The organism is Arthrobacter sp. BPSS-3, assembly GCF_044628475.1.
GTDB lineage: Bacteria > Actinomycetota > Actinomycetes > Actinomycetales > Micrococcaceae > Arthrobacter.
In genome coordinates this window covers 286,265-299,977 of sequence record NZ_JBIMMV010000001.1, presented here as the reverse complement: position 1 = coordinate 299,977, position 13,713 = coordinate 286,265, and the positions used below count along the sequence as shown (strand labels likewise).

Here is a 13,713-nt window from a genome sequence, read left to right as displayed (position 1 = left end):
CCTCGGGGGTGGTGTCAGGCTGCATTTTCTACCTCTTTCTGGCCGTGGTACCAGCGCAGGATGTTCCGCTCGGCCCACTGGAAGATGAACGACATCGTCACGCCCAGCAGCCCCAGCACCACGATGCCGGACCACATTTCCGGGATGGCGAAGGAACGCTGGAACTGCACGATGGTGAAGCCAAGCCCGGAGGACGAGGCGAACATTTCGGAGATGACCATCAGGATCAGCCCGAGCGAGAGGGACTGGCGGACACCCGCCAGGATCTGCGGGCTGGCCGAGGGCAGCACCAGGTACCGGACCCGGGCCCAGCCGGAGATTCCGTAGGTGTGGGCCGAGTCGGAGAGGACACCGTCGACGGCGCGGACACCCTCGATGGTGTTCAGCAGCACCGGCCAGACGCAGCCGGAGATGATCACCGCGATTTTCATGGAGTCGGTGATGCCCATCAGCAGCATCAGCACCGGCACCAGCACCGGCGGCGGGATGGCCCGGAAGAACTCCAGCGTGGGTTCCAGGAGGGCGCGCAGCCACCGGACGGAGCCGATCACCACGCCGCCGACGACGCCGATCGCGACCGCCGCGACGACGCCCACCAGGAGCCTGCCGATGCTCGGCAGCACGTCCGAGAAGAACCGCGGGCCGAACCAGGTCTGGGCGAACTTCTGCACCAGCGCCGCGGGCGTCGGCACGAAGAAGTTCACCGCGCCCAGGGTGGAGGCCCACCAAAGCAGGACGAGCAGCACCGGCAGCGCCAGCACGTAGCCCAGGGTTTTCAGGGCTTTCATAGGATCACCTCGGAGCGGACGGAGGAGTGCCAGGACAGCGTCTTCTTCTCGATCAGCCGCATCAGGGCGTTGATCACGACGCCGATCAGGCCGGTGGCCAGCACCAGGGCGTACATCCCGGAGATGGCGCCGCCGGACTGCGCCAGCGCGATCTCCCGGCCCAGGCCCGGGGAACCGATCACGAGCTCGGCCGTGATGGCCAGGACCAGTGCCACGGTGGCCGCCAGCCGCACGCCGGTCATCAGGTAGGGCAGCGCCGTCGGGAAGACGACGTAGCGGATCCGGGCCAGCGGCCCGAGCCCGTAGGTCTTGGCCGTGTTGTTGGCGACCATGTCGACGTCGGCCACGCCGTAGAACACCTGGATCAGGACCTGCCAGAAGGCGGCGTAGGTGATCAGCATCAGCGAGGATTCCAGCTTCACGCCGAACAGCAGCACGGCCAGCGGAATCAGCGCCACCGACGGGATGGGCCGCAGGAACTCCACCGTGGAGTTGGTGGCCCGGCGGAGGAAGGTACTGGACCCGATCACAAAGCCCAGCACGACGGCGAGGACGATCGCGAGGACCAGCCCCAGGAACCAGGCCTTCATGGTCTCCCCCACCGAGACCCAGAACGCGGTGAGGCCCAGGTCGCGGACCAGCGCCATCACCACCTCACTGGCCGGCGGCAGGTACTTGGCGTCGATCAGGCCGAGCCAAGGAATCAGCTCCCAAGTGGCCAGGAATCCGAGGATCCCGGCCAGGCCCAGCAGCCGCTGGCCGGGGAAGGCGCGTTTGCCCGTACGGCGGCCGCGTCCCGCACGGGTCGTGCGGCCGCCGGTGGCGAGGGCGTCGGCACTCACGGCAGCAGGTCGCCCGCGTTCGGGGCCTTGGAAAGGGTTCCGTACTTGGCGGCGGCGTCGCCCAGGGTCTTGAAGGCGTCCTTGTCGAAGGTGACCGTCCAGTGCGTGAGGGTCATCTTGGAGCGGGCGGCCTCGTCGATCTTGGTGTAGGTGCCCACGATGTCCCGGACTTCCTGCGGGTGGGCCTGGGCGTACTCGAGGGACTTGTTCATGGCCCGGGTGAACTTCTGGGTCAGCTCCGGCTTGTTCATGATGGTGTCGGCCTTGGTGAAGTACCCGGCGATGTCCAGCTTGGGGCTGACATCCACGAAGTTCCAGGAGACTACGGTGCCGCCGTCGGCCAGGGCCTTGGACATGAAGGGTTCGAGGATCCAGGCCGCGTCCACCTGCTTGTTGGCGATGGCCGCCGGCGCGTCCGGGAAGGCCACCTCGACGAACTTCACGGAGGAGGGATCGCCGCCATCCTTCTCGATCGCGGACTTGATGCTGGTGTCGCCGATGTTGGACAGGTTGTTCACGGAGACGGTCTTGCCGGCCAGGTCCTTGGCGGACTTGATCGGGGAACCGGCCGGGACGACGACGCCGCCGACGTCCTTGCCCTTCTCACCGGTGGTGGAAGCGCCGTTGGCGACGAACTTCAGGTCGAGGCCCTTGTCCCTGGCGACCATCACGGAGATCAGGTTGGAGAAGGCGAAATCGAAACTACCGCTGACGACGCCGGGAACGATCGCGGCGCCGCCGGTGGCCGTCTGGATGTCCAACTGGAGTCCCTCGTCCTTGAAGAAGCCCAGCTTGTTGCCCAGGTAGACCGGCGCACAGTCGACGATCGGAATAACGCCGACGCTGACCTTGGTCAGGTCTCCCCCGCCGGCGGCCCCGCCCTGGGCGGTGCCGCCCGTCGAGCTGGGCGATCCGCTGCCGCAGGCCGTGAGGGCCAGGACGGACGCGGCCGCCAGCAGGGAGAAGGTACGACGTAACATGTTCACTCCTTTGTGCACTGCGGCCCGGGAGTGACTCGCCCCCACCACCGCCAATGTTCGCTTTTCGAACAAACGTTCAAATATCAAGTCTGGTCTAAGGCTACTGTGAGGTCAACCACATCCGGGGCATTGTTACGGCTCTGAGACAGGTCGCCGGGCACAGCAAAGCGGGGCCACTCCGGGCCCGTCCGGCGGTGCCGGACGGGACGGAATGACCCCGCTGTGCGGTGCTGCGGGAGGTGGCCCGCTAGTGGCGGGAGACCTTCTCGGAGGCCACGTTGCTGGGTTCGTCGGTGCCGGGTTCGCCGGTGCCCGCAGCGGCCGGGCCGCTGACGGACGCCCGCGCCTCGGCGAACTTCTCGTTCAGCCGGGAGTGCCGGCGTCCGTACGAGAAGTAGATGATGATGCCCACCACGAGCCAGAGGGCGAAGAAGATCCAGGTCTCCACAGCCAGATTGGTCATCAGGTAGAGGCAGAGCACGGCGGAGACCACCGGAACCACCTTGCCGAACGGCACGCGGAAGGACGGCTTGAGGTCCGGCCGCTTCCTGCGCAGGACCAGGATGCCCAGGCTGACCATCACGAAGGCGGACAGCGTGCCGATGTTGATCATTTCCTCCAGCAGGTCCACCTTGGTCAGGCCGGCCACCAGGGCCACGGCGGCACCGCAGATGATCTGCAGCCGGGCCGGGGTGGCGCGGATGGTGCTGGTCTTGGACAGGGAGCGCGGCAGCAGGCCGTCGCGGCTCATCGCGAGGACCACTCGGGACAGGCCCATCAGCAGCACCATGATCACCGTGGTCAGGCCCACCAGCGAGCCGAAGGCGATCACCTTGGCGGCGTCGTTGTTGCCCACGGCCTCGAAGGCGGTGGTGAGCGTGGGGCTCTCTGCCTCCGCGAGCTTGCTGTAGGGGACCATGCCGGTGAGCGCGAGCGAGACCAGGATGTAGAGCACGGTGACGATCGCGAGGCCGCCGAAGATGCCGCGCGGCAGGGTCTTCTGCGGGTTCTTGACTTCCTCGGCGGAGGTGGCGACGACGTCGAAGCCGATGAAGGCGAAGAAGACCAGCGCGGCGCCGGCGAAGATGCCGAGGGTGCCGTACTGGGCGGGGGCCGCGCCGGTGAGGAAGCCGAAGAAGGACTGCTTGAGCACGTCGGTGGTGCCGGTGCCGCCGGTGGGCTGGGAGGCCGGGACGAACGGGCTGTAGTTTTCAAACTTCACGTAGGTGAAGCCGACGACGATGACGAAGAGGACGACGGCGATCTTGATCAGCGTGAAGACATTCCCGACGCGGGCGGACAGCTTTGTCCCCAGCACCAGCAGCACGGTGAAGATGGCCACGATCAGGAAGGCGCCCCAGTAGAGGTCGATCCCGCCGAGGGAGATGGACGGCGGGACGTCGAGCCCCATCAGCGCGAAGACCTTGCTGAGGTAGATGCCCCAGTACTTGGCGATCACGGCGCCGGCGGTGAACAGTTCCAGGATCAGGTTCCAGCCGATGATCCAGGCCAGCACCTCGCCCATGGTGGCGTAGGTGAAGACGTAGGCGGAGCCGGCCACGGGGATGGCGGTGGCGAACTCGGCATAGCACATGATGGCCAGGGCACAGGTGACGGCCGCGATGGCGAAGGAGATGGTGACGGCAGGGCCGGCGAAGTTGGCGGCGGCCTTGGCGCCGACCGAGAAGATCCCGGCGCCGACGGCGACGGCGACGCCCATGATCATCAGGTCCCAGGTGCTGAGCGAGCGCTTGAGCTTGCGGCCCGGCTCATCGGCGTCGGCCATCGACTGCTCGACGGACTTGGTCCGGAAAAGGTTCATAGGAAGGTCCACGGTCTCTATAGCTGGGGAAAACGGACCTATTAATAGTAGTGTCCATCCACTGGACGGCCGCTTTAATCCCACATGGTGAGACGGTGAAGGTGTCTTAAACCGGCCAGTCCATCAGCGTGGAGCGGATCAGGAAGCGCTTTCCCTCAGGTGCCTCCACCGAGAAGCCGCTTCCCCGGCCGGGCACGACGTCCACCGTCAGGTGGGTGTGGCTCCAGTAGTTGAACTGCTCGCGGGACATCCAGAACTCAATCGGCTGGGCTGCTCCCGCGCCGGTGTCCGCGGCGATGTCGAAGCGTCCCAGCAGTACGTCGGAGCCGCCGGTGATGAACTCCCCCGCCGGGTAGCACATGGGCGAGGAGCCGTCGCAGCAGCCCCCGGACTGGTGGAACATCAGCGGCCCGTGCTGGTCCCACAGTTTGCGCAGCAGCTCCACGGCTTCGGGGGTGAGGGCCACCCTGGAGAAGTCCTCGCCGGGGAGGGTGGACGCCGCGTCGAGCACGGGCTGGGTCATGGCGGACTCCTGGAGGCGGAAAGGGCTGGGAGGGGCGAATGGGGGGTGCGGCGGGCCGGTCCCGGGTGGGGGCCGGCCCGCCGCTGCCGCGGCTTAGAAGAAGCCGAGCTTGTTCTCGTTGTAGCTGACCAGCAGGTTCTTGGTCTGCTGGTAGTGGTCGAGCATCATGGCGTGGTTCTCGCGGCCGATGCCGGAGGACTTGTAGCCGCCGAACGCCGCCCCTGCCGGGTAAGCGTGGTAGTTGTTCACCCAGACCCGGCCGGCCTGGATCTCGCGGCCGGCACGGTAGGCGACGTTGCCGTTGCGGGACCAGACGCCGGCGCCGAGGCCGTAGAGGGTGTCGTTGGCGATCCCCATGGCGTCGTTGTAGTCGCTGAACCGGGTCACCGAGACCACCGGGCCGAAGATCTCCTCCTGGAAGATGCGCATCTTGTTGTGGCCCTCGAAGATGGTGGGCTGGACGTAGTAGCCGCCGGCCAGGTCGCCGTCGAGCTCTGCGCGGGCGCCGCCGGTGAGGGCCTTGGCGCCCTCCTGCTTTCCGATGTCGATGTAGGAGAGGATCTTCTCCAGCTGGTCGTTGGAGGCCTGGGCGCCCAGCTGGGTGTCGGTGTCCAGCGGGTTGCCCTGGATGATCTTCTGGGTCCGGGCCAGGGCGTCGGCGATGAACGAGTCGTAGATGCCTTCCTGCACCAGGGCGCGGGAGGGGCAGGTGCAGACCTCGCCCTGGTTGAACGCGAAGAGGGTGAAGCCCTCCAGGGCCTTGTCGTAGAACGCGTCGTTGCTGTCGGCGACGTCGTTGAAGAAGATGTTCGGGCTCTTGCCGCCGAGTTCCAGGGTGACCGGGATGAGGTTCGCGGAGGCGTACTGGCTGATCAGGCGGCCCGTGGTGGTCTCGCCGGTGAAGGCGATCTTGCGGATCCGCGGGCTTGAGGCGAGCGGCTTGCCGGCCTCGACGCCGAAGCCGTTGACCACGTTGACCACGCCGGCCGGCAGCAGGTCGCTGATCAGTTCCATCAGGACCAGGATCGAGGACGGGGTCTGCTCGGCGGGCTTGAGGACGACGGCGTTGCCGGCGGCAAGGGCGGGGGCCAGCTTCCAGACGGCCATCAGGATCGGGAAGTTCCAGGGGATGATCTGGCCGACGACGCCGAGCGGCTCGTGGAAGTGGTAGGCGGTGGTGTCGTCGTCGAGCTGGGAGAGCCGGCCCTCCTGGGCGCGGACGGCGGAGGCGAAGTAGCGGAAGTGGTCGGCCGCGAGCGGGATGTCGGCGTTGAGGGTTTCCCGGATCGGTTTGCCGTTGTCCCAGGTTTCGGCGACGGCCAGCAGCTCGGTGTTCTCATCGATCCGGTCCGCGATCTTGTTCAGGATCGCGGCGCGTTCGGCGACGGAGATCTTGCCCCAGGAGGGTGCCGCCTTGTGCGCGGCGTCCAGGGCAAGCTCGATGTCTTCGGCGGTGCCGCGGGCCACCTCGCAGAAGGCCTTGCCGGTCACCGGGGTGATGTTCTCGAAGTATTGGCCCTTGACCGGGGCCACCCACTCCCCGCCGATCCAGTTCTCGTAGCGGTCCTTGAACTGGACCTTCGAACCGTCGGTGCCGGGTTGTGCGTAAACAGTCATTGCTAGCTCCTTTGCTGTGCAAGGTCGGTGGCGGACGCGGCCGGGACATCACGGGCCGCCGCTGCACCCAGCGTAGGAGCGGGAAGGTTGCAGCCAGGTTGCATCGGGGTGATCCGGGTCACGTTCCGCGCTGCGGCCCCGGTGGCGGCTGCGGGGGTGCGGGGGGTCAGGCGCTGAGTTCGGCTTCGAGCCGCTCGAGTTCGGTGACGACGGCGGCCCGGCGCGGCGAGCGGGCCGGGAGCAGGCGCAGCGCCGCGGCGCGGACCTCGACGTCGTCCCGGGCCTCGGGCAGGGCGGCGTACTTCAGCAGGGCGTCGGCGCTGCCGTCGGTGAGCACGGCCTCGCGCAGCAGCGTCGCGACCCGGCCGCGGAGTTCGACGACGCCGGGCGCCTCAGAGCCGGGCAGGACGGCGCCGCGGTAGAGTTCCAGCGCGATCCGGTGCGCTCCGCGCCGCAGGCAGCCGAGCACCTGTCCGGTGTCCGGGACCAGGTCCAGCGGCAGGCGGTACGGCCGCGAGTCGGGCACGGCGGCGGGGTTGAGTTGCTGGAGAACCTTCCGCAGCCGCACCATCTCGGCCCGCAACGTGGTGGTGGACCCGTCTCCCGGGTAGAGCAGGGCGGTGAGCCGCTCGGCGCTGAGGCCCTCCGGGTGGGAGCTGAGCAGGGCCAGGATCTCGCTGTGCCGGGCCGAGAGGGTGACGGTCCGGCCGTCGAGGGTGAGCACGGCCTGGTCCCGGCCCAGCAGCTGCAGCCCGTTGCGGTACAGAGTGCCGCCGGCGTTTCCTGTGCCCCGCCCGGCGGCGGTCGCGGCGGCTCCGCCGGCCGCCGGGCCGGTCCGGCGGCGGCCTGCGGGGGTGGTGAGCCGGGCCGCCTCCCGCTGCAGGCGTTCCACCCGCAGGTGCGCCTGGGCGGCGGCGACGGTCGCCTCGACGAGGGACAGGGTGTGCGGGGCGACGGCGTTCTCCGTGCCGGTGATGTCGACGACGCCGAGCAGGGCGCCGGAGTCCGGATCGTGGAACGGCACGGCCGTGCAGCTCCACGGGTGGACGGAGCGCTTGTAGTGTTCGGCGCCGGCGATCTGGATGCCGCGGCCCAGGGCCAGGGCGGTCCCCGGCGCGCTGGTGCCCACAGTGGCCTCGGACCAGTCCGCCCCGGGGACAAACATCATGGATTCGGCCCGGCGCTGCAGGACCGGGTTGCCCTCCACCCACAGCAGCCGGCCCACCTCGTCACCCACGGCCACAAGCATGCCGCTGTCGTGACTGGGCAGGATGAGGAGCTTGTGGATGATGGGCATGATGGCGGCCAAGGGGTGCTGCCGCCGGTATTCTTCGAGTTCCTCGCGGTCCATGGCCAGCGGGGCCTCGGGGTTGTCCGGGTTGGCGTGTGATCGGGCGGAGCGCTGCCACGATTCCTGGACCAGGCTCCGCAGGCCGGGGACCGGGCCGTCGGGGAGGCCGGCGGTGTCACCCGCGGCGCCGAGGAGTTCGTGCCCGGCGCGGGCATACCGCTGCCGCAGCTCCGGGTCGGGTCCGGCGTAGGATCCGTGCGGGGCTGGCTGCTGGAGCGGATTCCTCATTGAACTCCCCTGGCCGGCATCGGCGTCGATGCACTGCAACTCGTCCCGTCGAGTCTACGGTCGCGGCACGCCGCCCGCCAGAGGATGGACCGACGTCGTTCGTGGCCTGCGATACGGAAAATGCCCGCCGCCCCGGTTATTCCGGGGGCGGCGGGCATGATGCGCGTCGACAGTGCAGGACTGCCGCGGCGTCAGTCGCGGGAGATCCGGATCATGTCCTCGCGCGGGACCACCTTGACGCGTTCGCGTTCGATTCCGTCGGCCGGGTGGGCGGAGGTCCAGGCGGCGCCGAGTTCCTTCTCGTGGGCGTCGAGCTTGTTCCAGCCTTCCCAGGTGGTGTATTCGACGCCGCGTTCCTCGAGGAGGTCGATGATGGCCTGCGGGTCCGGGTTCTGCGCCGGGGGCAGCGTGAGCCGGTCCTCCAGCAGGAATCCGATGGTCTCCAGGGCGTCGCCCTTGGTGTGGCCGATCAGGCCGACCGGGCCACGCTTGATCCAGCCGGTGGCGTAGATCCCGGGGACCGGGCTGCCAGCGGTGTCCAGCACGCGGCCGCCCTCGTTGGGGATGACGCCGCGGCGGGCGTCGTACTCCAGTTCGGCCAGGGGCGAGCCGTGGTAGCCGATGGCGCGGTAGACGGCCTGGACCGGGTAGTCGACGAACTCGCCGGTGCCCTTGGCGTTGCCCGTGCCGTCGAGCTGCATGCGCTCGAAGGTCATGCCGGTGACCTTGCCGGGGTGGGCGGGGTCGTCGTGGATCTCGACCGGGCTGTGCAGGAAGTGCAGGTGCAGCCGGCGGGACGCCGTGAGTTCGGAGAGGTCCTCGGGCTGCTCGGCGATCCAGTTCGTCAGCGTGCCGACCATGGTCTTGATCTGGTTATTGGACTGGATTGCTTCGTCGGAGGCCTCGTCGAACTCGAAGTCCTCCGCGTAGAGGACGATGTCCACGTCCTTGGAGTGCGAGAGTTCGCGCAGTTCCAGCGGGGTGAACTTCACCTGGGCCGGGCCGCGACGGCCGAACACGTGCACGTCGGTGACCGGGGAGGCTTTCAGTCCCTCGTAGACGTTGTCCGGGATCTCGGTGACCAAGAGGTCGTCGGCGTGCTTGGACAGGATACGGGCCACGTCCAGGGCCACGTTGCCGTTGCCGATCACCGCGATTTCCTTGGCCTCCAGCGGCCATTCCCGGGGCACGTCAGGGTGCCCGTCGTACCAGGAGACGAAGTCGGCGCCGCCGAAGGAGCCCTCCAGGTCGATGCCGGGGATGTTCAGGTCCGCGTCCTTGATCGCACCCGTGGCGAAGATGACGGCGTCGTAGAAGGCCCGGAAGTCGCTGAGGGTGAGGTCACGGCCGTAGGTGACGTTGCCGAGGAAGCGGATGTCGCCGCGGTCCAGGACCTTGTGCAGGGCGTTGACGATGCCTTTGATCCGGGGATGGTCCGGGGCCACGCCGTAGCGGATCAGTCCGTAGGGCGCCGGGTAGGCCTCGAAGAGGTCGATGCTGACCTCGAGGTCCCCGTCCTTGACCTGGTTCGACTTGGTCAGGATGTCCGCGGCGTAGACGCCGGCCGGTCCGGCGCCGATGATGGCGACGCGGAGGGGACGATTGGACGGTGATTCGGCCGAGTTGGACACCGGGAACCCTTCTGACTCTTGGCGGATGCGCCGGCACGATGCGGCGCGCAGTCTTCCATTCTAGATGCCCGCGCCCGCTCCCGGCCCGGAAAACGGGAGCGGGCGTGATGGACGTCGCAGTGCGGCGGAGTCCCGGACACGGCTCGGCGGGAGGAATAGGGTCCGCGGAGGTGATGTTATGTCTCCTGTGCCTACTTCCGACGGATCCTCCGCTCCCACCGCCCTGACCTCTTCGGGAGACGCTTCCCCCGCAGTGAACGGCGTCGCCCGCGGCAGCGGTCCCGGCCCGGCGGCAACGCGCTCGGTCATGGACAAGGCAGCGGACAAGGAAACGACGACGGGCATCCTCTTCGGCATCGGCGCGTACGGGCTGTGGGGGCTGCTCCCGCTCTATTTCTATGTGCTGAACCCTGCCGGCGCCGTCGAGATCGTCGCCAACCGCGTCGTCTGGTCGCTGCTGTTCTGTGCGCTGCTGATCACCGTGTCCCGCGCGTGGCCCGCCATCGGCGCCGCCTTCCGCAACCGCACCGTGTTCGGCACCCTGGCCCTCGCGGCCGGCCTGATCGCGGTGAACTGGGTGACCTACACGTACGGCGTGACCACCGGCCAGGCCGTGGAGACGTCGCTGGGATACTTCATCAACCCGCTGGTCTCGGTGCTGCTGGGCGTCTTCGTCCTGAAGGAGAAGCTGCGGCCGCTGCAGTGGGCGGCGGTGGCGGTGGGCTTCGTCGCCGTCGGCGTCCTGACGTATTCCTACGGCAAGCTGCCCTGGATCGCGCTGACCCTGGCCTTCAGCTTCGGCCTCTACGGCTTCGTGAAGAAGCGGGTGGGCCCGCGCGTTGACGCCCTCACCAGCCTCAGCGTGGAGACGTTCGTCCTGGCCCCGATCGCCGCGGTGGCGATGGTGGTCCTGGCGGTCACGGGTGCCGCCACGCTGACCAGCAACGGCTCCGGCCACTTCTGGCTGCTCGCCGCCTCGGGCGTGATCACTGCCGTGCCCCTGCTCTTCTTCGGCGCCTCCGCGCGACGGCTGCCGATGACCACCATCGGGCTGCTGCAGTACTTCGCTCCGGTGCTGCAGTTCATCGTGGCGCTGGTGGTTTTCAAGGAGGCGATGACCCCGGAGCGCTGGGTTGGCTTCGGCGTCGTCTGGCTGGCGTTGCTGCTGCTGACGGCGGACATGCTCCGGGCCGCCCGCAGGAATGCAGTGACCCGGAAGCGCGCCCGCGCCGCCGCCTAGTTGTTAGTAGACCTAGTCCTCCGGGCTGCTGTCGATCCGGACGTAGTCCCGCGGGACCACGACCATCGGAACCGGCAGGGCGCGCAGGACCTTGTTGGCCGTACTGCCGAGGAACAGCTTGTTCTTCTCCGCCAGCCGTGAGGACCCGACAATCATGATTTCGGCGTCGTCCCATTCGAGGTCGTCGATGGCTTCCTCGATGGTCCGGCCGTGGGCGACCTCGACGCTGACGTGGTGACCCTCCGGTAGCCGTTCGGCGGCCGCCCTCAGGACCGTGTTGGCGTGGACGTGGGCCGCGTTGACGTTCTCGCCGCCGTCGCCCTCGGCGTCCAGCTCCACCAGGGAGACCAGCCGCAGCGGCACGCCACGGCGTTCGGCCGATTCGATGGCGACGTCGATCGCCGCCTCCGCGCCGGTGCGCTGGCCCACGGCGAGGGTGAGGCGGCTGACGGGTTCGGTGCGCCGGTAACCGCGGGGAGCGAGCGCCACCGGCACCGGGGAGGCGTGCAGGAGGGCGTTGGCCACGCTGCCGATGCTGAACCTCTTGAACAGGCCGTTGCCGGCGGCGCCCACCACGATCAGGCCGGCCCGGTATTCCTTCGCGGCGTCGATCAGTCCGGCGGCGAAGGACTCCGCCTGCCGGACGTGGAAGCGGGCCTGCAGCCCCTCCGGGACGAGGGCCAGGCCCTGCCGCTCCGCCGTGAGCACCGACTGTTCCGCCGCGCTTACGCGGTTGCCCTGCGGGTTCAGCGCCACGTACGGGGTGTTGCCGTCCACCACGTGGACCAGGTCCAGGTGGGCGCCCTGGGCCCGGGCCATGGCGGAGGCGAGGGCGACGGCGTCAGCGCCGCGGTCGTTGGGGGTGTAGCCGACGATGTATCGCATGTGTACCCCTTGTGGGTCCGGGCAGGACCGGGCATCCGCCCGGGATTCCGGGCTGCGCTGGCCGGCCTGCATTCCTGCAGTGTTGGCACGACTCTAGCCCAGCAATGCGCGGATGCGGGAGGTTTAGGGCTTAGCCGCCCAGGACCTTGCGGAGCGCGTCATAGGCGGGGGTGGGTTTGCCGCCGTCGAACAGGAAATCGTGGCCCTGCTGCAGGCTTCCGTCGTCCTCGATCCGCCAGTCGTAGCGGTCGTCAACTCCCCAGGTCGTGTAGGAAACGCAGGTTTGCGAGCGCAGGCAGGTGGAGAGGACGGCGGCGTATTGCTCGGCCTGGGCCTGCTTGCCTTTGCCGTCGGTGACGTCGTTCTCCGAGATCCGTACCCGCAGCCCGGCGTCGCCGAACTTGCCGAGGGTCTTGGTGAGGTCGGCCGCGGAGATGGCGTCCGTTTTCAGGTCGTAGATGTGGGCCTGCAGCCCGACGCCGTAGATGTGGCCGCCCGCGGCGTTGGTGTCCAGGGCGAGCTTGAGCAGGGCGTCCTGCCGGCGGCCGGGGACGTCGGCGCCGTTCTCGTTGATGTACTGGCGGACGTCCGGGTCCGCTGCGAACACGGCTTTGGAGATGACGGCCGGGTAGTTGGCGCCGAGCACCCGGTACCAGACGTTCTTCTGCATGCTGGTGCCCTGGTCCACGTCGAAGGGTTCGTTGACGACGTCGAGCGAGGCGAGCCGGCCCTTGAAGTGGGTCACCACGGTTTTCACGTAGTCCAGGAGGGCACCGGCGCTGGCGCGGCGTTCGGCGTCGGTCCCGCTGGGCAGGTCCTGCATCCAGCGCGGCAGTGCCTCGGAGAAGGTGATGGTGTGCCCGTGCACGGCCATTCCCTTGCTCTGCGCGATCGCCAGGATCGCGTCGGCCTCCTCGAAGGTGTACTGCCCGCGCGCCGGGGACAGGAATTGCGGCTTCATGGCATTTTCCGGGGTGAGCGCGCCGAAGTTGCCGGCGAACGCGCGGGCGTAGTCCGGGTCCCCCGTCAGCGGTCCCAGGGCGACGGCGGCCCCGATCCGGAAGTCCGGCCGGATTTTGGCGGCGAGCGCCTGCAGGCCGTTGGTGGCGGAGCCGTCGCCGGCCACCGCGGCGCCGGAGGCCCGCAGCCCGGTGGACGCGGGCGCCGTCGCAGTGAGCGAGGTGACCTCGAAGCTGCCCGCTCCCGTGGAGAACCCGAACCAGAGGCTGCCGGAGGAGAAGATGTTCGCCAGCGGCTGGGAGGAGAGGGTGTCCGGGCCGTTGAGGATTTTCAGGGTGTCCCCCGACCGGTTGACCGTCAGGGCGGCCGCGGGGTCCTTGAGCGTGACGGTCTCGTCGTGCACGGGGGCCGGCCGGGTCACGTCCTTCTTTTGTTTCCCGTCGAACACGGCGATGTGCAGGTCCGATCCCTGGAGCGTGAGCCGGAGGGAGGCCGGTTCGACCCTGAATTCGTCGGCGATGATCGGCGGCTGGTTGTAGACGGTCCACGTCGCGTCGGTGCCGATGTTCGTGAAGGTGGCGGCGAGGGTAAAGTCCCCGGCCGCCTCCAGGTGGGTGCCGGCGAGGTTCACCGGCGGGTTGGGCTGGCCACCGGAGCCGTCCTGTTCGACGATGGTCCGCTGGAGCGCGGAGACCTGCAGGGCGCCGCCGTCGGCCGTGATGCCGGGGGTGTGTCCCCAGTCCTGGCGGAGCAGGTCGATGGTCACGTCGGGTTTCGGGGCGGGCGGCGTGCACCCCGCGGCAAAGGCAAGGACGGACGCCAGCACCACCAACCGTGATGCCCGGC

General features: G+C 68.6%; 11 protein-coding genes. 1 reads left to right on the top strand and 10 read right to left on the bottom strand.

Going from position 1 to position 13,713, the window contains the following annotated elements:
- Positions 1 to 14: 14 nt before the first annotated feature.
- The 8 genes from ACFVY3_RS01380 to ACFVY3_RS01345 all read right to left on the bottom strand — a co-directional run bounded on the left by ACFVY3_RS01380 (position 15) and on the right by ACFVY3_RS01345 (position 9,782).
- Positions 15 to 788, bottom strand: coding sequence for an ABC transporter permease (locus ACFVY3_RS01380; protein WP_400158520.1), 774 nt, complete (start codon positions 786 to 788; stop codon positions 15 to 17).
- Positions 785 to 1,630 (bottom strand): ABC transporter permease, encoded by an 846-nt coding sequence (locus ACFVY3_RS01375; protein ID WP_400158519.1) that lies wholly within the window; start codon positions 1,628 to 1,630, stop codon positions 785 to 787. The genes ACFVY3_RS01380 and ACFVY3_RS01375 overlap by 4 nt, the downstream gene beginning before the upstream one ends.
- On the bottom strand, positions 1,627 to 2,610 hold the full coding sequence (locus ACFVY3_RS01370) for an ABC transporter substrate-binding protein (protein ID WP_400158518.1): 984 nt from the start codon (positions 2,608 to 2,610) through the stop codon (positions 1,627 to 1,629). Before ACFVY3_RS01370 ends, ACFVY3_RS01375 begins: the two co-directional genes overlap by 4 nt.
- Positions 2,611 to 2,857: 247 nt before the next feature.
- Entirely contained in the window at positions 2,858 to 4,432 is a 1,575-nt protein-coding gene (locus ACFVY3_RS01365; RefSeq protein WP_400158517.1) for an amino acid permease, read from the bottom strand.
- Positions 4,433 to 4,538: 106 nt separating this feature from the next.
- A complete protein-coding gene (locus ACFVY3_RS01360; protein ID WP_290256024.1) occupies positions 4,539 to 4,955 on the bottom strand; it encodes a DUF779 domain-containing protein in 417 nt (138 codons plus the stop codon).
- A gap of 93 nt (positions 4,956 to 5,048) precedes the next feature.
- Complete coding sequence (locus tag ACFVY3_RS01355) at positions 5,049 to 6,572, bottom strand: aldehyde dehydrogenase family protein (protein ID WP_400158516.1); 1,524 nt, start codon at positions 6,570 to 6,572, stop codon at positions 5,049 to 5,051.
- Between the two features lie 166 nt (positions 6,573 to 6,738).
- Positions 6,739 to 8,151: a GAF domain-containing protein gene (locus ACFVY3_RS01350; RefSeq protein WP_400158515.1), complete on the bottom strand. Its 1,413-nt coding sequence runs from the start codon at positions 8,149 to 8,151 to the stop codon at positions 6,739 to 6,741.
- A 191-nt stretch (positions 8,152 to 8,342) separates the two neighbouring features.
- Positions 8,343 to 9,782 (bottom strand): FAD-dependent oxidoreductase, encoded by a 1,440-nt coding sequence (locus ACFVY3_RS01345; protein WP_400158514.1) that lies wholly within the window; start codon positions 9,780 to 9,782, stop codon positions 8,343 to 8,345.
- A gap of 307 nt (positions 9,783 to 10,089) precedes the next feature.
- Here ACFVY3_RS01345 and rarD point away from each other — a divergent pair, with 307 nt between their 5' ends.
- Entirely contained in the window at positions 10,090 to 11,022 is a 933-nt protein-coding gene (gene rarD, locus ACFVY3_RS01340) for an EamA family transporter RarD (protein WP_364134649.1), read from the top strand.
- Between the two features lie 12 nt (positions 11,023 to 11,034).
- Here rarD and ACFVY3_RS01335 read toward each other — a convergent pair whose 3' ends face one another.
- Together ACFVY3_RS01335 and ACFVY3_RS01330 are read right to left on the bottom strand one after the other, a co-directional pair.
- Positions 11,035 to 11,907 carry a universal stress protein gene (locus tag ACFVY3_RS01335; protein WP_400158513.1) on the bottom strand — a complete coding sequence of 291 codons (873 nt, stop codon included), beginning with the start codon at positions 11,905 to 11,907 and terminating at the stop codon, positions 11,035 to 11,037.
- A gap of 130 nt (positions 11,908 to 12,037) precedes the next feature.
- Complete coding sequence (locus ACFVY3_RS01330) at positions 12,038 to 13,633, bottom strand: endo-1,4-beta-xylanase (protein WP_400158512.1); 1,596 nt, start codon at positions 13,631 to 13,633, stop codon at positions 12,038 to 12,040.
- Positions 13,634 to 13,713 lie beyond the last annotated feature (80 nt).